Consider the following 21,898-nt stretch of genomic DNA (forward strand, 5'->3'; position numbering starts at 1 on the left):
GAACAGCCTTTAATCATTAATGTAGAAGATTTAGGTTCTGCAACAATTGATTGCTGCGTACAAAGAAGCTGAACAACGATCACTTACATTCACTTAAGCTATGAATAAAGCTTGGTTGATGCTCAGCAGGAGTGCTTATGGATCTGCTCACTTGGCTTATTGTTGGACTGATTGCAGGCATTCTGTCTAGTTTTGTCGCTGGGGGTATCGGGTACGGTATTGTCGGCGATATTGTAGTCGGCATTGTCGGCGCTTTTGTTGGCGGCTGGCTTTTTGCTCAATTAGGGCTTGCATCTCCTTTTGCAGGCTTAGCTGGCACTATCTTTGTTGCTTTTGTTGGTGCTGTCGTTTTACTCGTGGTTCTCCGCCTTATTCGAGGAGCACGGGTGTGAGAAATGGTATTCAAGCGACTTTGCAGAACTCTGTCATCCGTTTTAGCGTGTAGTGCGCACAAATCTCACCACTTTAGAAAATAGCTGTAGAGCTGTTGTTCTAGAAACGTCTACAGTGCGATCGCCCTCCTTCATCATCTATCCACAAGTAGATCTTTAATGAATTGTCGGTATGAAACACTCAAATTGCTTCTAAATACGGCGTAAGTAGAACTCTTGCTTGCCTGGAGTGTGTCATTAGAACGAGCGTAGCAAAAGCCACCACCGATTATGGTGGTGGCATAGCAAGAACATATTAGCTGTTCACAATTTCTCATCTCCATCCATCAGAGCCATCTGTCATATGCTTTAGTCCATCTCTATAGATGGGCAGGAATACTGACTCTTCCAATAGGAAAGGGTATTTATCAGCCACAACAGAAAACCGCCGTTAGACAATGAACGGCGGCACAAGGATGTTTTTCTTACTTGCTTGTCACATTTTCGCGGTAATCGCACCGTAAGTGATCTACCAAATAGGGGTAATACAGATTCCTTAGGGAGGAAAACCAGGGTTCCGATTTGTTGTGGAGACAAAGCAAGTACAATCTTTCTTAAGAAGTATTTCTTAAGAAAGATTTAAGAATTGAGCTTATTAGTCTTTGATCAGTATCGTTAGGCTCTAACACAAAGCACAACTTCCATGAATACCCTTGAGAATACGCTTGATATGGCTTTAGAGGCTGCCTCCGTTGCTGGTTATCGACTGCTGGCAGGAGCAAAGAATGGTAGTGGATACGCTCTTTGCCCCCAAAACTCTAAGAACCCGGTAGTAGTATTCCAGACCTTGGATGAAGTAATGAATTTCCTGACAACTTAAACTCATACAGGGCACATAAACGAGAAGTCGGTAGACGCGCGCTCTCCGGAACCAATAAAAAGCCTGCATCCGTTATTGGATCTACGTCTACCGATTTCAACAAATTCTGCTTTGTGAGAGATGCAACAAAAGCACTGACGAAGAAGCGAAGGCTGTATCGTGTGGGGTAATGCGGGCAACAATATCGCCAACAACCCAACAAAAACACCCTGGCATTAAGCGCCAGGGTGCAAGTCATTTCTTCATTTGCTGTTTCATCCTCCCATTGCTTCTCACCAAGCTCTACCGCAGAAACACCAGCACATTAGTGGCAGTGGTCAGGGAAATAGGTGGTGGTGCGGAGAGGGGCAGAGGACTGGATTGGAAAATTCAACACCTACACGGATAGGAGTCGCAGTATTAACGATGTAAACGGCGGCGTGAGCCAGACAGCTAATGAGCGTGCGACGTCGAAAATACTGCTCATGACAAAGAGAAGTGGAAGATTGAAGCGGCCAGGGAGATGATTCTGAAGGTTAGAATTGCGGGTTACAACTGGCTCGACTCAGGTGGGTAGGGGCGATCGCAGCAAAAAGCCACCCGGGAGGTCAGGACAGGTGGCAGACAATTTATTCAAATAGTTACGGCTTACATTGACTTGTAAATCAGAATTACACGAATTACCTTAAATGTCCTGCCAATTTGGCCCAAACAAAAACGCAACATGTGAGTCAATACGGGAGGCAGTTAAAATCTTCTCCTCTAGAACTGTGCCACGGGTGGCACTCGCCACCCTCAGCATTAAGTTCGATGAGGAGATTCAAATAAAAAAACTCCGTTGGACAACGGAGGTAACGTTCCTTACTTCTTTGAACGCGCTCTAACTTTATTGGATTGAGTGTTGAAAAATTGTGCAACCAGCAAAAAGTCCATTTCTGAGGTGTGGGCTGATGTGGGCTGATATCGTCATACACGCATTGCAGGTGAGGCTCAGTAGAGCTGCCTGAGCTGCCCATCAGAGCAATAATGTCGTTGGCCTGCTGACACCTTCACGTGCTTAGAAGCCGTGGAGCACAATGAGCGGAACTGAGTTTTGGGAAATATCTGGGGAAATGAGTTGGGGGCGATCGCCTGCTGCACTGTCTAGCGGCGCTTTGCCAGCTTACAGTGCTTTGCGCTTGAATCAGCCCTGGTTGTTTTTGTGAGAGCCGCGCTTCGCGGCTCTCACAAAAACAACCAGATTTTAAGCGCTTGAAAAGCGCTGTATCAGTATATCTTTGGAAACTGTATCGGTAGCTTCTAGTAGTTTAAGGTTATCTGTAGCAGGTGCTGGGTAACGTTCGGTGTCGTCATTGCTGTGAGGGTAAATGGTAATGGTATGAGTCAAAATCCTGACCTGACAATTCGTCGTGCCACCCCAAAGGACGCAGGCTTGTTGGCCGAGTTGGGTGCGCGCACCTTTTTCGAGACGTTTGCCGCCGATAATAGCCCAGAAGATATGGCTGCCCACCTCGCGGTGTCCTTCAACCCATCACAGCAGATGGCCGAGTTGAACGATCCCGCCTTCACCTACTTCATCGCAGAAGTCAACGGGCTCGCGGCGGGCTACGCCCTACTTCATGCCGGCCGGCCAGCAGAGGGTGTCAAAGGTCCTAAGCCTGTCGAACTATTGCGGCTGTACGTATCGCGGGAATGGCTCGGCCGCAGCGTCGGGGAGGCATTGATGCGTGCGTGTATAGATGGAGCACGGGGAGCAGGGCATGAAACTATTTGGCTGGGCGTGTGGGAGCAGAACGGGCGTGCACAGGCTTTTTACCGCAAGTGGAACTTTCGCGCAGTCGGCGAGCACATTTTTCAGTTGGGCTCGGATCCACAAAGGGATATCCTGATGGAGTATGTGCTATAGCCGGAGCGGTTTTGTACTTTCTGGCGGGTACACCGAATGACGTCGTGCACTCGGCTGCCAACACGATTGCTCTCACACAAATCAATTGTTCGCAGCGGCGGATGAGAACGAAGTCGTTCGCTAGATAATTAAGGTAAAGCTAAGGAGGTCTCCATTATGGCGATTGCTTTTGGCAAAGAATTTCCTGATGAATTCCAGGACTTGATTGACTGTCTAGCTAACAACCAGTGGGAAAAAGCGAATCGAATCACTGAGGATCTCGAACGTTTTGAAACCCGGCTTATCTTGGATGAGCTATGGACAGAGTTCAGTAATGGCTACTTTGGGTTCACTATCCAAAGCCAGATTTGGCAGGAAGTAGGTGGGTTTGTCTATCCAAAGAATCGTGGAACTCAAAGATACAACGATTCGTGGGAGAGTGGAGATAGTGACTCGTTTATGGAAGCACGTGACAGGTATCTTGATCGTGTAGGGCGTGGAAGAAATGGCTGTGGTTCCAAGGCCCCGCCCGGTTATTTGCCTTTTGGACGCGGGGGAAGTCTAGAATCTTTTATCGAGCGTTTCTCCCATATCGTTGCAGCTCAAAGCGTGCAGTGATTGTGAGAATCCTGCTAGCAATCCGGTAGTACACCGACCCATCCGTCGTCGGCAATGATCTACCTGGATAGTAACCTATTGCTCCTTCTCAACCATCCATAAAACGACTTCATGGGATGATTGAAAAGGAGCAATAGGTATATCGTGCTGCTATGACTTAAGACAATTGCTATTCCATCACTAAAAAGTGGAACTCAACAATTGCTTGCTTCGCTTGTTAACATACATTTGCTCATCCGCAAAGGTCATCATCTCCTCTAGGGATGTGTTCTGCTTAACCTGGCACATTGCTAAACCAATGCTCATGGACAACGTATAAGGCCTACCCTTTTCCTGATTAAACTGGCTCACCCTTGCTTGTAATCGTTCAACTATTTCATCTGTGTTTCTGCAAGCAGGAATAAAAACTGCGAACTCATCGCCACCTAATCGAGCAACCACATCCGACTCACGAAAAACTTGTCCCAAAACCTCAGCCGCATCTCTAATTAAACTGTCACCAGAGTCATGTCCCTGCTGGTCGTTGACCTTTTTTAATCCATCTAAGTCAATAAATAGTAAGCAGACAGTTGTTTTCAATCGCTGTGCCAGCTTGATTTGTTGTTCGGCTAATAGGAGAAAGCTGCGACGATTATGTAATCCGGTTAGCTCATCCGTTAACGACAAACGTCTAACCTCCACACCACGAGGTTTTCAACAAATATAGGGAATTATTAGAATTCCTCACCAGGTACTTTCAATCCTAAGTTGCGTCCCTTATCTCAACTAATGTGTCTGTTCTTTTTTGAGTAGCTGTAGAAGAATGGCTGTAGAAACCTTGGTTTGAGAAGTGAATATATCTGAGTCTTAATGATCGCCCCTTCCACTCCGGGTACTCTAAAGCAGCCACAATAAAAATCCCCCAGTGTATACCAGGGGATCTTGAGATGAAGAGAGTAAAGAGTTAAGGCGTAAATTTGCACCCCACGCGCAAATCTACGTTTTTGAAAGTAGCTCCGTCTTAGCTAACCGCCAAAGACATAATAATCAATCCCGCAATCAGCGTTGCGGCGGCTAAGCCTTGAATTGCGTATTGGCGCGCCTGCTCTTGAGAGGGGAAAGCAGCGTAATACATCTCGGGTTCAACAGCATAGTTATTAGTCAAACCCTCTTGGTCAACTGTTGCACCGTTGAGGCTAGGGCGACGGAGGAAGCTGCGGCCTTCGCGTTGCATGCGGGAAAGAGCTTCAGCCGGAACCAGTTCGCTCCCGTCACTGAGACCAAAGTTAACCTTGCGGGTTTCCCGGCTAGAAACCAACTGCTGAGCCATGGAACGGAAGTCAGGAGTAATGGTGGCAGCGTGGGACATGGGTTACCTCTGTTAAGGTGTGTAAACTTCTGTAAACTAAATGTAACATTATTTTTACAAAAGTTGCAATATCTTTTTGGTCATGCTAGTAATTTCCTTGCTTTTAGAAGGTGAGAGCGAGGTTAAAAGATAGAGGGCAGCAAGTTTAAGGTGCGCGATGAATAGCCCCATCTTTCAGCGTGTCGAGCAGTGCGGCTACTGCCAGAGCAACATGCACAACTTCTGCTTACCCTGTGCTATTCGGCTCTACCGTATACCAAAGGACGAGGAACGCTGCACGCATTTTGAGGCCGATCCAACGGTGCTGCCTGGTGAGGTGTGGGACCATAAACTTAACTTGAGTTCGGGTTAAGGGCGTTTTCGAGTGCCGCGCGTTGCGCGGCACTCGAAAACGCTCATTTTGGCGTGCGCAAAGCGCACGCCAAAATGAGCACTTCAGCTTATCCCGAACTGAGGTTAAACTTAGGTGGCCGAGCGGACATAACAGATAGGGGCGATCGCTGTAGTTCCTAATATTGAGCCGTGACAGCTTCACTCTTGTGACTCAATATCGAAAGCGAATCTTGATGAGCCTGAGAGTTAAGCTTACTTGGGCAATTCTTTCCTGCCAACCTTTAGATGTACACAGTTACAGCGTAATCTAGCAGCAGACTCACCTCTGTAGTGATAAGCGCGAGTCTTTCATGTGGAGTGAGCTCCTATCCTCATCATTATCATTCGTTGATAGGCAGGCCAGTTGTCAATGATTGCTGCTGCTTTTAATAGAATAGAAGCTTGAAACCGTGCCTTTTCTGCTGTCAATTGCCTTGACTCAGGATTGATTTCAATTATGGTACCTTCGTCGCTTTCGTTTATCCGGCACAGCATCGAAATGGCACTACGGTTTTGAGATGGATAAATTTCGATAGACATGCCGATATTTGTGGAGATGTATAGCCAAAAGATAGAGGATTTTATCCAAACGCCATCAGTTATGTTCATAATAAATAGCCATTATAAGTGGAGGCTTCGAAGATTTAGTATTAACAACAGTATTACTAATGCTAGCCATATATTCGTCTAGTTATTTTGATCTTCAGCCTTGCTCACCCATACCTTCATAGTTGTTAAAGAAGGCCCAAATTGAGTCGCTAACGCGACATCTACAGCATCTCGACCGTAGGCGATCGCGATCCGATTACCCTTTGGCTCTGCTTGAGTAGCATCAAACGTATACCAACGACCACCCACAAAGGCTTCAAACCAGGCATGGAAGTCCATCGGCTCCAGCTGGTAAAGATAACCCACTACCATACGCGCAGGAATGGTTAGACTACGGCATAACGCGATTCCTAAATGGGCAAAATCACGGCAGACTCCTACGCGTGTCTTTTCCGTTTCAAGGGCTGATGTCGAAGTATCGCTTGTTTCATAGCGATACTCAACATGCGTATAAACCCAATGACGAATTGCTTCTACCTGATCGTAGGCGGACGTAACCCCTGCAACAATTTTGTTCGCTGAATTTCTCATCAAGTCAGCCTGACAATAGCGGCTGGGTAAAAGAAATTGTAAGGTGTAATCAGGTAATTCTTGAACGGGAACGAATTCAGCACCAGGTTGCACATCAATGAAATCTGGTGTTTCAACCGTTGCTGTAGCTTTGGCATGAAAGATGCCTGGAGGAACCAGGAGCCGTTGGCAGAGATTGCCATAGCTGTCTGTGTACTCAATGATTGGAATATTCGGTTCAAACAGGATTTCATCTTGCATAACTAACTGTCCTACTCCTGTACGAGGTCGTACCATCAGAATGAGGGGAGATGGTGCGATCGCTTCAAATGTAAGATGACATCCTGCATCTAATTTCATCGGGGCACATGTAACTAAAAAGGCTATTCGTTAAATATGAATAGTTCCATCAGGCATCCTGGTTTTACTGAATCCTGCCCGATGAATTTTTGCTCCAGTAATATCGGCTCCTGTCAAATCTGCCTCTCCTAAGTATGCCCCCTCCAAATCTGCATTGCTGAGATCAGCTTCTTTCAAATTTGCTTCACATAAATCTGCTCCCCGTAAATCAACCCCACTCAAATCTGATTTACTAAGGTCTGCTTTCCTTAAATCTGCTCCCCCGAGATTGGCTCCCCGTAGGTCTGCTCCGCTCAAATCTGCATGGGTCAAATTTGCGCCGCTTAGATCTGCTCCACTCAAATCTGCATGGGTTAAACAGGCTTGAACCATGTCGGTGTTGGTTAAATTCGCCTGGTTGAGTTTTGCTTGTTGGAGGTGAGCCTCTGTTAAGTCTGCGCCTTGTAAATCAGCTCCAATTAACTCAGCCCCAATTAGATCTACGCCAATTAGTTTTGCATTTATCAAACAAACTTGAACTAGACTAACATGGCTAAAATCGCGGTGCCCCTCTGCATAAAGCTTTAAAATCTCTTGAGCATCCATAGTTTAAGTTTTGGGGTTAATGAATTGAGTTTGATCGACTAAAGATACAGGGAGAAAATTTATTTATCCCCATACTACTCATGAATAAAAAATGTTTAATTTATCTAGGGATAACAACGAAACATTAGAAAAATTCTATGAATAGGCCATTTTATGAAGTATGGTTTTTCTCAATCCATACTCTCTTCTTCAGACTCAAATACATAGACTTCTGGGTCTAGTATCTCATCTACATCTTCTGAAATAACCGGCTCCTGAAATTTGTCTTCACTACCAGAATGAAATCTGCTAGTGCGCTCTAACCAACCAAAAAGTGTTTCTCTAGGGATTGGAGGTACTGCTTTTACAGGCTGATTTCGTGGCTCTTCAGACAGAGCCGGGTTATTGTGCTTTGCCATGATAGTTCCTTAGAATAATATGGTCACAATCAAGCGAGAGCGATCCCTGATTTCTAACGTAGCTGAATAGGACAAAGAACTAAAACTCTTTGTCCATCTGGAATCATCCTGCTTTTGATTAGAGAAATTACTGTTGATTCAAATACAAGTACTTGAACACAGAGTTAAATATAATCCTCTATTTTTATCCTGAGGGTTATACTAGCGATTTTGATATCGCTTATCACTAATTTCTGATATTTCACAGCTTCATTCTAATACATTCGGGCGATATGTACTCGTCCTGAATAGTGCGACTTAGGTCAAATAAATCTCAAAACGTTGATGGTAAAGCATTATGGGTTTTATATAGAATTGAGTTGAGCTGCTGAGAATCTAGATTTTCTGTTGTATTGGCTAAGTCATCGTTATCGAAAACTTAGGCTCTACAGATTGCGTCTTGAGCACATGGGTTTGTCTTCAAAACAATATTTGTCAGCAAAACAGTTTTGTAGATGCACAAGCTGTGGCCTTTGCCCCAGTATTCTTCAGAATTAGTATGCTTTGATAGGGGTGCTTGCAACGCTCTCATTGCTCGTGGGGGGTAATGGTTTTTATGTCCAGGCGATCGTTTACTACAAGTTTTTCCTTAGCCCTAAATGTGTTGAACCTAACTCCTTCAATCGCACAAAGGATTGAATTCATAGATTGGTTGATCTATCGCTAGAAAGCACTTCCATAAAAGACGGCAATCAAGTAGCTTTATCCCAGGATGATACAAGCCACAGCCAATTAGTATGTCAAAGATGGAGAGGCGATCGCTCAGTTGTAAGGATTACATCCTAGTAATTCCTAAGAGTTTTACTAATAAGTTATTGTCCCTGATGCAAAGCATTCATCTATCAACAGGATTTTATGATGGAGAATAAGTGATGTAGTAAATCGGCGCTAAAGAAGGCATCCTGGCTCAAAATATGTGATTGCACAATACTCTTCTCGTTGAGCGATCGCTACAAATGTTGCTCGAATATCAGACCTAGACAAAAGCGGAGCCTGGAAAGGCGATCATCCTAACCCAACAGGATGCGATCGCAATCCAGCAGTTATTGTTTACTAATCCAAAAATTGCCAGAGCACCTCTCGAATTGGAGCTTCATACCCCTGCTCACCCGAGAACGCTTGTGAGGTGATCGAAGCGGTGCGATGTAAAAAGCCGAGTGTTTGAGGACTAAAGCCAATCACTAAATGAGTGGAGATCTGCCTCTCCCTGTGGAGCCTGCTCCACGGCCCCCCCCACAAAAGGGCCTCTAGCTCCAGCCACGCAGGTGAGATGTGGTGGGCGAAGTCCACTACATCTCACCTGTCAAAATCGGTGTGGTGCAGTACTATAACTAAGCTGGGAAGCACGAGATGCAATTGAACAATGCTACTTGTGGCTGCGAAAGGGATGTGACATCTGAATTTTAGATGCAGATCTCAAAGGTGTATTTGCCGTCTGAACGGCGGCAACGACCCTAGAGTGAAATAACTTGCTGGGGCGGTAGGGGCGAGCGCATGGCAGTGATGTGTGCAGGGGGGAACTGCGATCGCCCTCATTTCCCCTACCGCTCCTCAAACTCTGGTACCCGCCGCCCAGCCTTTGCTGACCGCAACCGTGGCCCCGCTGGTTTGCCCTGGCTCTTGACGGGAGGTAGCTCTGGTTCGACCGGAGTGGCTGTTACCAGGAACACGCATCGTCCATCTACGGTGTAGAGGTTTTCGCGTAAGCATTCTAGCCCTGTCGCTTCCAGCTCCTCGGATCGCTCATCCCGTCGCTGTCGAGCTGTAGTTGCATCTTCCCAGGTGCTTTCGATAAATACTTCTTGAATCATGGGCTTGCACTCTTTGTAAAAGGGACTGGAGCCGAAAGCGGCGATCGCTTTCCCTATAGTGCAGGTTGTGTAGCGGGAGTGCAAGTAGTTGATTTGTGCTGCCTAGAGTAGGCGCGATCGCTGGCTTACACCCTTTGCCAAGTGCCAGCCTCACAACTCTAGCCGCTTTGCGCTTGAATCAGCCACGGTTGTTTTTGCGAGAACTGCGCGGAGCGCGGCTCTCACAAAAACAACTAGATTTTAAGCGCTTGAAAAGCGCTTTATTGCCTTTTCTTACCAGTTCCGATCCTGTAAATCAATTGCGTAAGGGTTTGGTAACCGGCCTGGGTCAAGAAGTAGATGGTGAGGACCAATAGCCTCAATAATACATTTTCCTGGCAGAACCCTGAATCTACAGGTCTTTGTGCTTACTGCTCGACTTGCTGCCTATGCCGTGTATCGGTGTTTATGTTCCTTCCTCGTCGAGTTCTCCCATCAGCAATATGCTGCGGCTCATCATCCCGCTACACGCGTACTGTGATCGTTTCAGTTGCAGTCTTCCACTCCCTCTAGTGTTTCGATAGCAAAAATTGCTTGACGGTCAATCAACGTTTGCAACTTCCCTTTAGGAACAGGGCTAATCCAGATGTTTACAGGGGTAACGCTGCCGGAGTTGCGGACGATCTGGATGAAGGGAGGCGATCGCGCTCTGCTGCAAGGTGGAGGCTGAACATTTCTGTCGATTAGACGTTAGATCGACAGAAAGACAGAAACTTATCTGTCTAAGGGATTTGGCTATGGCTTCATAAATGGGGAGTTCTGTCGAATAAAACTTAAATCGACAGAAAAATGTGCCGTAACGAGCAAGCAACGACGAGCGTTCTCTTTTCTACCCGTCGTATAAGGTTCTATCTAGCCGCCATAAAGCTTTGCGGTGCAACAGTCTGATGCCCCTCCTCCATACGTTGTTAGGAACTGCTCAGCGAGCGCCCCCACAACCTCCCTCTAATGGCCTCACCCTTTGACCTCGCCCAGCTCGAAGGCTATGTTGGGCTACTAATCAACTATAAGTAAAAATACTTGCCAGGTTTTTTTGTTGATCTCATAACTCCAAAACCCCCAGAAACTTTCCAAACGTGTTAGATTGATTTCAGAGAATAGATATCGGTTAGCAACATTTGTTTCTAGTATTAACGAGTTTTCACGTTTTTCCATTGACAGACTTCTCTCCGAAAATTTACTCTACATATCCTCAAATTTTTGGAGACAAACTATGTCAATCTACGTAGGCAATCTTTCCTATGATGTTACTGATGCCGATCTGACTTCTGTATTTGCAGAGTATGGATCCGTAAAGCGAGTTCAGCTCCCCGTAGATCGTGAAACTGGTCGTATGCGCGGCTTTGGTTTTGTAGAAATGGGCGCAGATTCTGAGGAAACGGCTGCCATTGAAGCACTAGACGGTGCAGAGTGGATGGGTCGTGATTTGAAGGTCAATAAAGCCAAGCCTCGTGAAGATCGCGGCAACTCATTTGGTGGCGATCGCAGAAGCGGTAATAACTTCTCCCGTAGCTACTAAACGTTGAAACTGAGTCAGTAGTTTGGTTGTAGAGATCAAACTTAAACGAAGAAGGGTTCAAGCAGAAATGCTTGAACCCTTCTTGTTTTTAACTCAGCAATTTGGAGCTGTATAATTCATACCGCAAATTAGCCTAATGACAAAAGTCAGCGGGTACAGAAAACCTGGTGAAAAAAGAATGAATAAATACGTCTGCACCTAGCACTGCTAATTGTTGGGCGATCGCAAAGCCAATTCCTTTACGCCGACTAACACCAGTCACAAGGGCAACACGACCTTTTAATGCAGCTTCCGGCAAAACATCACCTCTTCTGCAAAATTCAACAGCTAGCTCTAACTTTATATCAATCGTTCTACAAATAACCCTACAGCGCTTTGTGCTTGAATCAGCCACAGTTGTTTTTGTGAGAGCCGCGCGAAGCGCGGCTCTCACAAAAACAACCAGATCTTAAGCGCTTGAGAAGCGCTGTAAGTCATGACCTCAGCAGATGATTTAGCAGTCTAATGTCTCTCATCACCGGCATAGAACGCTTGGAATTCTAACTGAGATCTACTTAGCTGCGGGTGCATGAGCATAGTTAGACGGTAATAACCTACACACCTCCGGTTGTAGCAGTTCTAATCAAAACTGCGGAGCAGCTACTCAAACTTCTATGTATGCATTGAGTAGGATGAACTCGACTGGACTTGTAGACTGCTATCGGGATGGCGATTGCCAACAACACTACTAAATTTAGAGTTCATCAAGCAGGAGGAGTCCCACTTTTTCAGTGCTTATGCATAATGGATGAACATTTAGGGGGCGATCGCCATGACTCAGAACCAACAGATGAATCTGCATCAGCAAACCGTGTTCATTTCTCTCATCTTAGGAATGGCCGAAGAGGATAAACGAAAGCTTGTAGTCCTCAGAAATCCTGAATCTCCAGAATTCAAGTGCGTATTCCAGAACTCGATAGATTTATGGAAAGAGCAATGTCCTGAAGAGGCTACTGCATGGGAAAGCCGGTACGGGAAGCTCTTTAATCCATCCCCTATTGAAGAATCGGTAGAAATCGAGGAAGAGTTAGAAGAGACTGCCCCATCAGAAGCCGTAAGAGTAGAAGCCACAGAGGAAGAACTGGCCCTCCCCGCTAGGCCACTGCCTACCTATGTGTCATTGCTCAAAAATGCTCATCTTACGGAGCTGTGGGACGAAGTCAGTGTACTGGATGCCTGATAGAACTACAGCAGATGATCGATACTGGAGAATTTGAGCAGGCTTGGAAAGAGATTGGAGAGGCGATCGCCACCTTGAAAGGGTGTATCCGCTCGAAGGATGGAAAAGGGATTAATTGAAGTGAACAACGAGAGTAGGAGGGCGATCGCCCATAAACTTTTTCAATTGGTTTCTAACGCTGATGGCTGGCCTAGCAATAGGCATTTCCATAGAAAGAACCCATGACTGACGGCTTATTCCTTTGCCCTGTTCATGCTTGCAGTTCCAAGAATCGACCAAAAGTTAGAACAGGTAGGGCGATCGCATGGGTCTCCCTGAGAGGCTAAACGCTACGGATTTTGAATAAAAGAAACAATCGCTCGTAGCTATGCAGATACCACACTGACCACGAACGAGGCAGAATACCTGGGGGCAGTGGAGGCTTCTCTGAGACAGTTGAAGGATTGGATCAGTGCGTCCCCGGCCCCATTGTCCCCGTGAACACCTGGATAGACAAAAGCTTTGTGAGGAAGCAACACACTTGTTAATGTAAACCCTAGGTGCGCCGTTGCTACTGATGTCAATTCCGGCCATGAAAAAAAGCCTCTGTGTCCTTGTTGGTCACAAAGGCTTTTGTCCCGTGTTGAGCGGGGTTAACGGTCTGGACAAACGATGATGGGCTCAGGGTTCAAGGTCGCGTGAATACCGGGGGAAACTTCCATCGTGAACGGAAAACCAAAGAGAGCGACAGCACTTCACAGGAACAGCTGATACATGGGGCGATGTTCATCAGAGCTGTTCCTAAACAAGGCTTTATTCGTCTTTAAAGAGCTCTGGGTAAAATAACTGGGTCAGAATAGTGATAATGATCGCCACATCCAAAACAATGGATAAATCTTTCATTAGAGGAAGAATGTCAGGGTGTAAGATATACCGATACTCCAGTTAAAGGCGTAGAAGATAAACCGTAATAATGCTGAGAGTGCTTCAGTCATGTGGCTAACCTCTCTTCAATTTCATATTTCTCTGTGATAGCATTTTCTTCTTTGAGGTAGAACATCACCAAACCGTCTTCGACATCGCGGTCGACTCCGATCAGACCCGCCGCAACGAGCATGATTTCCATGCGGAGGTGAAGGAGGCGGTCGTCACGTCCCAGATGTGGATCTGCCTAGTATCGGTGCGCTATTTGCGGAAGTGAATCAGGTGGGCGATCGCTACCTGGCTCCCTCAAGGATTAAGGAATGTGACGCGGTACAGACTGCGATCGCTAAGTGCTGGTGACGTGCCTGCCCTATGGGGCGGCCTCACATTTGGGGCTTGCCCGGTCATGGGAACTGCGGGAGTGGGAACTGATGGTTGATCCGGCAACCTTCACCGTTGCCCAGGTAGCAGTGAATCGGTTGAGGGTCAGGTAGCAGGGTAGGTGATGGGGGTGGAATTGCGATCGCTAACGTCCCTAATAAAAACCCCGGCAGCAGGGCCAGGGCGAAGGTTTGTTTTAGGTGGCATTAATCTTCACACTTTACCAAGCTCAGCCATACAGCAGATCCACGGAGTAACCCAGCAGTAGGAAGCAGAGGCATTAGGTAGAGGTGCGGTAGAGTATCAGACAGCTGCCCATGAGACCGTATCAGGCGGCAGTTCAGGATCGTGATGATTGGGTATTTCTATCGTATGTGCCCAGCAGCCTCGCAGCGATCGCTCTCAGATATCTGCCAATATGCCAAAAAAATACCTCATCTCAAAGAACATGGGTGAAGCTTATATATACCTGGGATTGTGCCATGAAGCGATCGCTATGGTTCCTGATAGCTCTCCCTACTTTGAGTGGGCTATTTGCAGAGGCCAATCAGCACTTCCCCAGTCACAGAACCTGGCTGCTCGGATTGCCCATGAAACTATCGTAAAATCTGTGACTGTTTTGTGTGCAATATTGTTGGTTTGTTCAATTTGAAAAAGTATTGTGAGGCTCTCTTTATGACTAGTTCGTCTACCAATAGAAAGGAAATTAGCGGTATGAGTGAAGGGGAATTGCAAACCCAAATGGAAGCTTTACAGGCTCAAAGCACAGATTTGCAGAATCAGATTAAAACCTTACAAGCAGAGCTGAAAACCCGTACATCATCTAGGGTTAGTGCACTGATACCAAGCCTTAAGGAATTTACTATGGAGGAGTTGGTAGCACTAGGTAAACTAACTCAATCAATTAGGCTTGCAAAATTCAAAGAAAAAATCAGTGGGATGACATGTGAAGAGCTTCAATCTATAAAAGACGAGGATTTCAGCACAGAAGAACGTAGCATCTATACCTGGCGCTTTATGGAAGCAGCAACACCATCCATGAAATAAAATTTCAAAATTCCTGGTTTGAACCAGTAACATTCCCAGACAGATCTCCTACCCACCTTTTATTTACCTACTGTTGTGTCACCAAGTTTTTTCTATCCCAATTGGTGGCACAACACACCAGATCTGGCTGCTGGTAGGCGGCGATCGCTCTTCCCTGAAGGCGGACAAAAAGCCTATGCCCTATGAGGCAATGCAGTCGGAAATCAAGGCTACTGGGATTGTGTCATGGAGGCAATCATCAAATCTGGATAGAGCATTAAGCAAGAGGATCAACAGCTTAGGTTGCTTGAGGTTTTCTATTGATATTGAAACTAGTACGCTGAGGCAGAAATCCATCACCTATGTTTTGTGTGGGGTGCTTCGCACCCCACACAAAACATAGGTTGCGAACTTAGGCCGCAGCCTACTAGATTCCTGGTCTTATGCTGTGTGAGCGTTTTGGGGGTGGTGTTCTAGACGTGTGGATCTGAGACAACATATCTCTAAAGCTACCAGTACCTACTCCTATGGCTTCAGAACCAGTTCTATGTTCTACCTGTGGTAGCTCTAATGTAGTTAAACATGGACAATCAGCCGCAAGTAAACAATGCTACAAGTGACGTCGCCCAAATTGCTCTCGTAGCACCTTCATTCGACACTATTTCTACCGGGGTTATTGGGCAGAGGTTAAACAGCAAATTGTTGATATAGCCGTCAATGGCAGTGGCATTCGAGATACAGCAAAAGTACTGGGCCTTAGTCCTACCACCGGGATTGAAAAATTAAAAAATCTCCAACTGGTGCCTGTTAACGAAGCCGTACTGGAACGATTAGCTTAACCTCAAAATCTCGGAATCTTTGTACAGTGGGCAGGAGAGGCCGAGCTGGACGGAATGTGGAGTTTCGTTAGCAGCAAAAAACAGGAACGGTGGTTGTGGCACGCGATCGATTATTAGATGGGTGTAATTCTCGCTTAGGTTCTGGCTGGGTATGCTGATACTGCCTTGAGGGAGTTGATGGTGCTGCTTGCTCCTTTTGGTATCTGTCGCTTTTACACTGATGCTTGGGGAGCCTATGCCAGAACCCTTGACAAAGATAGTCATGAGGTCAGTAAACAATATGTCCAGAAGATTGAGCGCAAACATATTAACCTGTGGACTCGAATCAAACGATTAGCACGGAAAACGATTTGTTTTTCCAAGTCTGAACGATTACACGATACTGTCATTGGGCTATTTATCAACCCTTATAAGTTTAGTCGGGCCGTTTAGCTCCATATATACCTCTAGAACACCACCCAAGGTGGAAGCTAAGCATTTCTGTCGATTGAGAAGCAGATCGACAGAAATGTAGAAGTTTTGTTGTGTATAGAATCTAACTATGACTTTATAAACGGAGGGTTCTGTCGATTTGAGCTTCATTCGACAGAAAACATGAAACGAATGCGGTAGGGTGGAGCGTTGTTAGAAAGAACATTCACCTGATCAATTCTGAAATTATCCTATTTAGATTTTGTAGGTTATAGGGTTGTAGAGCGACCTTTTTATTTGACCTAGAGACACATTAGTGTAATTGAAGAAATAAATTTAAGTCTGGCCTGCTGCTTTGCCTGAAGCCAAGCTTAGATTTGCTAATGAACAGATGATAGCCCGCTGAATAAATCCTCCCTGTAATCTTGCAGCAGAGGAGATTTTTCTCGACGATATGAATTTGTCTCAATGCTATTTAATCTGTCACTGTACAGTTGAGGGGCTGAGCGGCTTTCTGATGCCATTCTTGTGCGCGCTACTCATTTACTAGTTTTCTATTCGACCGTATTAGTCCAAAGTCCAGTCAGACGATGTGCTCAGTTGATTCACCCAGGCTTACTACTGTATTTAACTTACCTGCCCATGGCTATAATTCTTCCGCTTTAGATTGTTGCTCACGTCCTAACTCAGAGATGATAGTCTCTATCTCACTCTCTAACTGTTCTACAGAAGGGAGACTGTCTTTCAGTTGCTTAGGCAAACGATGAGTAGATACACCAATGGGTGTACTGAGGTTGCGTAGTGCATACTCAGCTGTTGTTTTGCTCTTGGACTTACACAAAATCAGCCCAATCGTTGGTTGATCTTGAGGATGGCGTAGCAAATCATCAACCGCAGATACATAGAAATTCATCTTGCCAGTGAACTCTGGCTCAAATTCGGTCATCTTCAGGTCAATTACTATGTAGCAGCGCAAGTGGACATGATAGAACAACAAGTCCAAGCGGTATTCTTTGCCATCCACTTGTATTGGATATTGGCTTCCCAAGAAGGCAAATCCAACTCCTAACTCCAACAAAAAACCTCGAATATGATCAACCAAGGCACGTTCGAGTTCTCGTTCCTGTGCCCCCTCTTGAAGCGTGAGAAAATCAAAATTGTAGGGATCCTTAATTAAATTTTGGGCCAGATCTGATTGAGGCCGAGGCAATGTTTGTGCAAAGTTTGTGATAGCCCCCCCCTGACGACAGTACAGATCAGACTCAATCTGCATAACAAGAACATTACGACTCCATCCATTCTCAATCGCCTTCTGAGCGTACCACAGCCTTTGCTCTGGGCTTTTTAGCTTCTCCAGTAGGGCAATATTATGGTACCAAGGAATTTGGCCAAGCGCCCCTTGGCTAATTTGCTCCTCTGAGTATGCCTGGGCAAATAAGCGCATGTATTTCAAATTAGACCGGGAAAAGCCATTGATGTCTGGGAACTCCTGTTTGAGATCTTTTGCTAATCGATCAATGATTTTCGCTCCCCAACCTTCTACTTGCTGCCGCTCTAGGATCTCTTTTCCAATTTGCCAGTAAAGCAGTAAAAGTTCCTTATTGACGGCTAAAGCAGCCTTAATCTGTGCTTGGCGAATTCGTTGCTTTAAGTCATTGAAGAATAAAGCATAGTTATCTGGTGAAGAGAGAAATCCTGACTCGATCACAATTGCACACCAATCGTAAAAATGACGTTCTAAACGCTTGCTGTTTTAGTATGATTCATCTCAGGGTTACTTAACTGTGTTTTAGGGTCTCCAGTACGTAAGCTTTGAAAATGAATTAACGGTTCACACAGTGACAAAAATAATCACAATCTTTAACCAGGCTGGTGGCGTTGGTAAGACGAGCCTGACGATGAACTTAGGATATCAGCTAGGGCAACGGAAAAAACAAAAGGTCCTTCTCATTGATATGGATCCTCAAGCTAGCTTGACCATATTTATGGGAATAGACCCGGCTGAACTGGAAGTAACAGTCAAAGACTCTATCCTAGATAAAAAGGATTTGCCCATTCTGAATGGAATACACGGAATGGATTTAGTTCCGGCCAATATCCTACTGAGTGCTGCTGAGATGCAGTTGTCCTCTGTTCTCCGGCGTGAACTACGGCTGAAGCAGGCGATTGATAAGGTTGCCAATCAATACAGCTTTATCTTGATCGACTCCCCACCAAGCCTAGGCATGCTCAGTACTTTGAGTCTGGTTGCGGCTAATTATGTTTTAGTTCCAAGCCAAACCCAGTTCAAAAGTATTCAGGGTACTAATTTAGTTCTGCAAACCATTGCAGATGTAAGAGATGCGATCGACCATAAGCTTGAATTAGCTGGAGTTGTGCCGACGATTTATGCTAAAGGTACTCTTCAAGACCGTGAAGCCCTAAGTGTTCTTGAAAGCCAGCTTTCAGCCATCACAAAGGTTTATCCCCCTCTTCCACGTTCTACAGCATTCCCTGATGCATCCCAAGAGCGCTTACCCCTAGCCATATTCAGTCCAAAGCATCCCGGAATCACAATTCTCAATCAGATAGTGAAAGATTTGGAGAAGTTACCTTGAGTATGAAGCGACAAAGAACTCAATATTCTGCTCTAAGCGGAGTCAATGCATTCTTGAGCAGTGGAAGCAAAAAGGATGTCGAACAAGCTTCCAACACAGCATTAATTGAAAATATTCATCTTCCCCATCGGCAGCCCCGCCGCTACTTTGACCCTGCCAAACTGGAACAGCTAACTCAATCCGTCAAAGAGCATGGCATTTTAGAGCCTCTTCTAGTTAGAAAGCTGGCAGACGGTCAATACGAATTAGTCGCTGGAGAACGGCGCTACAGAGCTGCCAAAGATGCTGGACTAGATGCGGTTCCCATATCAGTTCGAGAACTAAATGATGAACAAGCCCTCCAAGTTGCTTTAATTGAGAACCTTCAAAGGGAAGACCTTAACCCTGTAGAAGAGACTGAAGGTCTTCTCGACCTCCTTGCGATAACCCTACAAATACCGAGGGAAGAAGTCATTAGTGCCTTGAACGTAGCAGCCCACGCAAAACGTAAGGGAGAAGAAATTGCGGATAACGTTATCCGCAAAAATTTAGATGAAATAGAAAAGGTGTTTGCTCTAGTAGGAACGCTAACGCCGGAGAGCTTTCGGACGAATAGGCTTCCCCTACTCAATCTTCCCAAAGAAGTGTTGGATGCCCTAAGGACAGGCCAACTTGAATATACTAAGGCTAGGGCGATCGCCAAGATTAAAGAGGCTGAACAGCGCCAACAGCTTTTAGAAAAGGCTATAACCGAGAATCTTTCTTTAGCTCAAATCAAGGAAGAGGTTCAACAAAAGTCACCAACTAAAGCAGGGAATCTAGATTTTAATCGTCGTTTTTCTAAAATTGGTAAGGTTATTCAGCAAAGAGGGTTACTAGATGATGTAAAGAAACGGGAGCAGATTGAAAAGCTTTTGAAGAGCCTGGAGAATTTGATCGGAGAATAGCCTGGATTTCAGCACGACAAGAATATGGATGGGAAGGGCCTAAGGGTCTACCGTACGTGTACTTACCGCGTAAAACTCAGCTCGACCTGAAGATGGTTTGAAAAGCCTTGTGAGGGGTTGATGTTACGTAAGCAACATCAACCCCTCGCAAGGCTTTTCAAACCATTTCTAAAACACAATATCAAATATCAAGCTAATTTGAGAGAAACAGCTCGTTTATTTTAAGAAGTCGATGTGTCAGTAATGCTAAGTTTGTTTCACATCAGTAATAAGCTGCCTGGTAGTAGTTCCAGCTCATCTTATAAACCTTTTCAAGCCAATGTTGGAACAGGAAGCGGTGCATTTCTGCCAGGCTGATAGAAGCAATGACTCTAGTTCTGACTAAATGGCTATGGCAAAAACACTATCTCGTAGCACCTTGGGAGATAACCAGAAATGCTGCTAGGGTTTGAGGTAGCTGTCTATTTTCCGGGAGGTGAAAGTTGTGGAGAAGTATGCTAAGTTTCAGAGCAATTGCTCTTAATTTGCTTGGCCAAACCTGGGATGTCTGATGAGTTCAGTACGATTTTAGCGAAGCTAATTGAGGAGATCAATCGCCTGAGCAAGCGGGTGGAAGAGCTGGAGCAGCGAAATCAAGAACTGGAAGCAGAAAATAAACATCTGAAAGACTTGTTACATCGGCAAGGTGCATCCAAAGACGCAAAAGCACCCCAGTTCAAAGAGAACTATAGCGTTGACAAACAAAAAGGCAAAGAGAAACGGGGACTACAATCAACAGGACGACGAGCACAAGATGTAAAGCTTGAGTGGGTGAGCTACGACGTTGATATCTATCCAGTGGGTGCAGCAAAATCGGAATGTATTGAACAGCGACAACAATACGGATAGCGGTTCATATCGGGTCGAGCCGAGTATGTGTGCTACCACATCTATGGGTTGCCGCTGGCAACCCAACTGCCAAAGATTAGTGGACTGCGGAACAGTCGCAGTGAATATGGTATCGAAATCATCTTGACAGTGGCTTTTTTACACTACTGGATTGGGATTTCCCTAGACCATGTCTGTGAAGTGATGGCATTTTTTACAGGCCTGGAGGTCAGTAAATCGCAAGCGAATGCGCTGTTGAATCAATTGAGTCATGATTGGAAACAAGAGTACAACACCCTAGCCGAATTACTGGCCCAACAACTGGTGATTTAAGTCGATGAGACGGGTTGGCAGGTGGGGAAAGAGGCATGTTACACCTGGGTATTTTCCACCCCCCTGCATATGTTATTGGGTTGTGGGGTGGGACGAGGGAAAGCCGAAGCGCAAGCAATTTTGGGAGAGCAGTTTAGTGGCGTCGGGGTCAGTAATGGCTATGGGGCTTATAAGTATTTGTTTAACGAGCATCAACTGTGTTGGGCACATCTATTGCGCAAAGCGATTCAGTTAATGCTTCAGCATCCCCATGAAGAACACTATCGCCAGTTTTTCGACGACCTCTATGAACTTTATCAACAAGCAGTGCGTTGGCAGAAGGATCAACGCCTGAGCCTGGGTCGAGGGCAAGAAGTTGAACGTCTCGAAGCTCGTCTAAGCGAACTTTGTACCCATTGGCAGGAGACGGTTGAACCCCAGACGATGCCCATCGGTGAACAAACCTCTATTCGACTCCAGCAGGAGTTGATGAAGGGCATCGGTGCGCTAATTGTGTTTGTTGCAAATCCTCAAGTCGAACCGAGCAACAATTGCTCTGAGCGCAATCTGCGAAAAGAAGCCGAGGTGCGAAAGGGTGGACGTACTAGCAAAACCCAAACGGGTGCTCAACGACGCAGTGTTATCATGAACGTCTTGGCGACCCTCAACACACGCTTTGAAACGTTCACCTTAAATCACCTCCTGGCTGAGTTGGTACGTTGGAGTGAACGTGGACTATCTCAATTTCAAGCAGAACTAGCTGGCATGACTCAAGCCAATTCGCTGTCGAGTGCCTAAACCATCCGTCAGTCTGCCCTGAATCTTAAATTCGCAATATTGGCTTCGCTATCGATTAACCTTGCCTCTCTATTTTCCTCTATTCGTAACTTGCCAAGTCCTGACAATACGCCAAACTCCAACTCCAATTACCCGCTACCCTCACCAAACTGGACCGTTTTGACCTGCTCATCCTCGGCGATCGAGTTATCGTCAAATCTGGTGTACGAAGAAAGATTAAGCGGCGTTCTTGCTGATGTCGGTTTTTGGGTCTACTCGGATCCCATCCTTGAATTTCACTCCTTCAATCACCTCCC

General features: G+C 45.8%; 25 protein-coding genes and 2 pseudogenes. 17 read left to right on the top strand and 10 right to left on the bottom strand.

Translation table 11 applies throughout. From position 1 onward, the window contains the following. Positions 1-137 precede the first annotated feature (137 nt). From NDI52_RS19670 to NDI52_RS19690, 5 genes are all read left to right on the top strand, one after another. Positions 138-392 (top strand): GlsB/YeaQ/YmgE family stress response membrane protein, encoded by a 255-nt coding sequence (locus tag NDI52_RS19670; protein ID WP_190775730.1) that lies wholly within the window; start codon positions 138-140, stop codon positions 390-392. A gap of 682 nt (positions 393-1,074) precedes the next feature. After that, positions 1,075-1,251, top strand: coding sequence for a hypothetical protein (locus NDI52_RS19675; protein WP_190775729.1), 177 nt, complete (start codon positions 1,075-1,077; stop codon positions 1,249-1,251). Positions 1,252-2,306: 1,055 nt separating this feature from the next. Then, entirely contained in the window at positions 2,307-2,435 is a 129-nt protein-coding gene (locus tag NDI52_RS19680; RefSeq protein WP_277874892.1) for a hypothetical protein, read from the top strand. A gap of 173 nt (positions 2,436-2,608) precedes the next feature. Next, positions 2,609-3,136 carry a GNAT family N-acetyltransferase gene (locus tag NDI52_RS19685; protein ID WP_199330964.1) on the top strand — a complete coding sequence of 176 codons (528 nt, stop codon included), beginning with the start codon at positions 2,609-2,611 and terminating at the stop codon, positions 3,134-3,136. Between the two features lie 156 nt (positions 3,137-3,292). Continuing rightward, the gene (locus NDI52_RS19690; RefSeq protein ID WP_190775728.1) at positions 3,293-3,733 is read left to right on the top strand and encodes a GUN4 domain-containing protein; all 441 of its coding nucleotides are present in this window, start codon (positions 3,293-3,295) and stop codon (positions 3,731-3,733) included. A gap of 180 nt (positions 3,734-3,913) precedes the next feature. Here the strand turns inward: NDI52_RS19690 and NDI52_RS19695 are convergent, their stop codons facing one another. Next, positions 3,914-4,399, bottom strand: a complete 486-nt coding sequence (locus tag NDI52_RS19695) for a GGDEF domain-containing protein (RefSeq protein ID WP_190775727.1) — start codon at positions 4,397-4,399, stop codon at positions 3,914-3,916. 334 nt (positions 4,400-4,733) lie between these two features. After that, a complete protein-coding gene (locus NDI52_RS19700; protein WP_190775726.1) occupies positions 4,734-5,081 on the bottom strand; it encodes a ssl1498 family light-harvesting-like protein in 348 nt (115 codons plus the stop codon). Positions 5,082-5,238: 157 nt separating this feature from the next. Here NDI52_RS19700 and NDI52_RS19705 point away from each other — a divergent pair, with 157 nt between their 5' ends. Further along, on the top strand, positions 5,239-5,433 hold the full coding sequence (locus NDI52_RS19705; RefSeq protein ID WP_190775725.1) for a hypothetical protein: 195 nt from the start codon (positions 5,239-5,241) through the stop codon (positions 5,431-5,433). Between the two features lie 329 nt (positions 5,434-5,762). Here NDI52_RS19705 and NDI52_RS19710 read toward each other — a convergent pair whose 3' ends face one another. The 5 genes from NDI52_RS19710 to NDI52_RS19730 form a co-directional block, all read right to left on the bottom strand. Further along, positions 5,763-5,993: a hypothetical protein gene (locus tag NDI52_RS19710; protein ID WP_190775724.1), complete on the bottom strand. Its 231-nt coding sequence runs from the start codon at positions 5,991-5,993 to the stop codon at positions 5,763-5,765. A 147-nt stretch (positions 5,994-6,140) separates the two neighbouring features. After that, the gene (locus tag NDI52_RS19715; RefSeq protein WP_190775723.1) at positions 6,141-6,932 is read right to left on the bottom strand and encodes a transglutaminase family protein; all 792 of its coding nucleotides are present in this window, start codon (positions 6,930-6,932) and stop codon (positions 6,141-6,143) included. Between the two features lie 30 nt (positions 6,933-6,962). Further along, positions 6,963-7,517: a pentapeptide repeat-containing protein gene (locus NDI52_RS19720; protein ID WP_190775722.1), complete on the bottom strand. Its 555-nt coding sequence runs from the start codon at positions 7,515-7,517 to the stop codon at positions 6,963-6,965. 170 nt (positions 7,518-7,687) lie between these two features. Next, positions 7,688-7,915 (bottom strand): DUF3134 family protein, encoded by a 228-nt coding sequence (locus tag NDI52_RS19725; protein WP_190775721.1) that lies wholly within the window; start codon positions 7,913-7,915, stop codon positions 7,688-7,690. Between the two features lie 1,580 nt (positions 7,916-9,495). Continuing rightward, positions 9,496-9,765: a hypothetical protein gene (locus NDI52_RS19730; protein WP_190775720.1), complete on the bottom strand. Its 270-nt coding sequence runs from the start codon at positions 9,763-9,765 to the stop codon at positions 9,496-9,498. A gap of 1,252 nt (positions 9,766-11,017) precedes the next feature. Between NDI52_RS19730 and NDI52_RS19735 the strand changes: the two genes are divergently transcribed. Further along, positions 11,018-11,323 carry an RNA-binding protein gene (locus NDI52_RS19735; RefSeq protein WP_190775719.1) on the top strand — a complete coding sequence of 102 codons (306 nt, stop codon included), beginning with the start codon at positions 11,018-11,020 and terminating at the stop codon, positions 11,321-11,323. A gap of 172 nt (positions 11,324-11,495) precedes the next feature. Here NDI52_RS19735 and NDI52_RS19740 read toward each other — a convergent pair. Continuing rightward, positions 11,496-11,621: pseudogene (locus NDI52_RS19740) on the bottom strand (3-ketoacyl-ACP reductase); the annotation flags it as partial. 513 nt (positions 11,622-12,134) lie between these two features. Between NDI52_RS19740 and NDI52_RS19745 the strand changes: the two are divergent. Beyond that, a complete protein-coding gene (locus NDI52_RS19745; protein ID WP_190775718.1) occupies positions 12,135-12,542 on the top strand; it encodes a hypothetical protein in 408 nt (135 codons plus the stop codon). Between the two features lie 970 nt (positions 12,543-13,512). On the opposite strand, the gene NDI52_RS19750 is transcribed toward NDI52_RS19745, so the two are convergent. Then, a complete protein-coding gene (locus tag NDI52_RS19750; RefSeq protein WP_277874891.1) occupies positions 13,513-13,647 on the bottom strand; it encodes a hypothetical protein in 135 nt (44 codons plus the stop codon). A gap of 35 nt (positions 13,648-13,682) precedes the next feature. Here NDI52_RS19750 and NDI52_RS19755 point away from each other — a divergent pair, with 35 nt between their 5' ends. The 4 genes from NDI52_RS19755 (at position 13,683) to NDI52_RS19770 (ending at position 16,123) form a co-directional block, all read left to right on the top strand. Then, entirely contained in the window at positions 13,683-13,805 is a 123-nt protein-coding gene (locus NDI52_RS19755; protein WP_277874890.1) for a hypothetical protein, read from the top strand. 696 nt (positions 13,806-14,501) lie between these two features. Next, positions 14,502-14,873 (top strand): hypothetical protein, encoded by a 372-nt coding sequence (locus NDI52_RS19760; RefSeq protein WP_190775717.1) that lies wholly within the window; start codon positions 14,502-14,504, stop codon positions 14,871-14,873. 677 nt (positions 14,874-15,550) lie between these two features. Further along, complete coding sequence (locus NDI52_RS19765) at positions 15,551-15,691, top strand: IS1-like element transposase (RefSeq protein WP_348256508.1); 141 nt, start codon at positions 15,551-15,553, stop codon at positions 15,689-15,691. 165 nt (positions 15,692-15,856) lie between these two features. Next, positions 15,857-16,123 carry an IS1 family transposase gene (locus NDI52_RS19770; protein ID WP_277874889.1) on the top strand — a complete coding sequence of 89 codons (267 nt, stop codon included), beginning with the start codon at positions 15,857-15,859 and terminating at the stop codon, positions 16,121-16,123. Between the two features lie 625 nt (positions 16,124-16,748). On the opposite strand, the gene NDI52_RS19775 is transcribed toward NDI52_RS19770, so the two are convergent. Continuing rightward, a complete protein-coding gene (locus NDI52_RS19775; protein WP_190775771.1) occupies positions 16,749-17,807 on the bottom strand; it encodes a PDDEXK nuclease domain-containing protein in 1,059 nt (352 codons plus the stop codon). A 133-nt stretch (positions 17,808-17,940) separates the two neighbouring features. Between NDI52_RS19775 and NDI52_RS19780 the strand changes: the two genes are divergently transcribed. The 5 genes and pseudogenes from NDI52_RS19780 to NDI52_RS19800 form a co-directional block, all read left to right on the top strand. Next, entirely contained in the window at positions 17,941-18,699 is a 759-nt protein-coding gene (locus NDI52_RS19780) for an AAA family ATPase (protein ID WP_190775716.1), read from the top strand. 2 nt (positions 18,700-18,701) lie between these two features. Next, positions 18,702-19,625: a ParB/RepB/Spo0J family partition protein gene (locus NDI52_RS19785; protein WP_190775715.1), complete on the top strand. Its 924-nt coding sequence runs from the start codon at positions 18,702-18,704 to the stop codon at positions 19,623-19,625. 543 nt (positions 19,626-20,168) lie between these two features. Further along, on the top strand, positions 20,169-20,513 hold the full coding sequence (locus tag NDI52_RS19790; protein ID WP_190775714.1) for a hypothetical protein: 345 nt from the start codon (positions 20,169-20,171) through the stop codon (positions 20,511-20,513). Between the two features lie 27 nt (positions 20,514-20,540). Beyond that, positions 20,541-20,825, top strand: a complete 285-nt coding sequence (locus NDI52_RS19795; protein WP_190775713.1) for a hypothetical protein — start codon at positions 20,541-20,543, stop codon at positions 20,823-20,825. A gap of 12 nt (positions 20,826-20,837) precedes the next feature. Continuing rightward, positions 20,838-21,602 (top strand): annotated as a pseudogene (locus tag NDI52_RS19800) (transposase); the annotation flags it as partial. Positions 21,603-21,898 lie beyond the last annotated feature (296 nt).

Origin of the sequence: Leptolyngbya sp. PL-A3 (assembly GCF_039962325.1) — a bacterium.
Lineage (GTDB): Bacteria > Cyanobacteriota > Cyanobacteriia > Elainellales > Elainellaceae > Vacuolonema.

Excerpts from the sequence above, each read along its gene's own strand:
- NDI52_RS19670 (WP_190775730.1), top strand. The coding sequence starts at position 138 with ATGGATCTGCTCACTTGGCTTATTGTTGGACTGATTGCAGGCATTCTG.
- NDI52_RS19675 (WP_190775729.1), top strand. The coding sequence starts at position 1,075 with ATGAATACCCTTGAGAATACGCTTGATATGGCTTTAGAGGCTGCCTCC.
- NDI52_RS19680 (WP_277874892.1), top strand. The coding sequence starts at position 2,307 with ATGAGCGGAACTGAGTTTTGGGAAATATCTGGGGAAATGAGTTGGGGG.
- NDI52_RS19685 (WP_199330964.1), top strand. The coding sequence starts at position 2,609 with ATGAGTCAAAATCCTGACCTGACAATTCGTCGTGCCACCCCAAAGGAC.
- NDI52_RS19690 (WP_190775728.1), top strand. The coding sequence starts at position 3,293 with ATGGCGATTGCTTTTGGCAAAGAATTTCCTGATGAATTCCAGGACTTG.
- NDI52_RS19700 (WP_190775726.1), bottom strand. The coding sequence starts at position 5,081 with ATGTCCCACGCTGCCACCATTACTCCTGACTTCCGTTCCATGGCTCAG.
- NDI52_RS19705 (WP_190775725.1), top strand. The coding sequence starts at position 5,239 with ATGAATAGCCCCATCTTTCAGCGTGTCGAGCAGTGCGGCTACTGCCAG.
- NDI52_RS19710 (WP_190775724.1), bottom strand. The coding sequence starts at position 5,993 with ATGTCTATCGAAATTTATCCATCTCAAAACCGTAGTGCCATTTCGATG.
- NDI52_RS19715 (WP_190775723.1), bottom strand. The coding sequence starts at position 6,932 with ATGAAATTAGATGCAGGATGTCATCTTACATTTGAAGCGATCGCACCA.
- NDI52_RS19720 (WP_190775722.1), bottom strand. The coding sequence starts at position 7,517 with ATGGATGCTCAAGAGATTTTAAAGCTTTATGCAGAGGGGCACCGCGAT.
- NDI52_RS19725 (WP_190775721.1), bottom strand. The coding sequence starts at position 7,915 with ATGGCAAAGCACAATAACCCGGCTCTGTCTGAAGAGCCACGAAATCAG.
- NDI52_RS19730 (WP_190775720.1), bottom strand. The coding sequence starts at position 9,765 with ATGATTCAAGAAGTATTTATCGAAAGCACCTGGGAAGATGCAACTACA.
- NDI52_RS19735 (WP_190775719.1), top strand. The coding sequence starts at position 11,018 with ATGTCAATCTACGTAGGCAATCTTTCCTATGATGTTACTGATGCCGAT.
- NDI52_RS19745 (WP_190775718.1), top strand. The coding sequence starts at position 12,135 with ATGACTCAGAACCAACAGATGAATCTGCATCAGCAAACCGTGTTCATT.
- NDI52_RS19750 (WP_277874891.1), bottom strand. The coding sequence starts at position 13,647 with ATGGAAATCATGCTCGTTGCGGCGGGTCTGATCGGAGTCGACCGCGAT.
- NDI52_RS19760 (WP_190775717.1), top strand. The coding sequence starts at position 14,502 with ATGACTAGTTCGTCTACCAATAGAAAGGAAATTAGCGGTATGAGTGAA.
- NDI52_RS19785 (WP_190775715.1), top strand. The coding sequence starts at position 18,702 with ATGAAGCGACAAAGAACTCAATATTCTGCTCTAAGCGGAGTCAATGCA.
- NDI52_RS19790 (WP_190775714.1), top strand. The coding sequence starts at position 20,169 with ATGTCTGATGAGTTCAGTACGATTTTAGCGAAGCTAATTGAGGAGATC.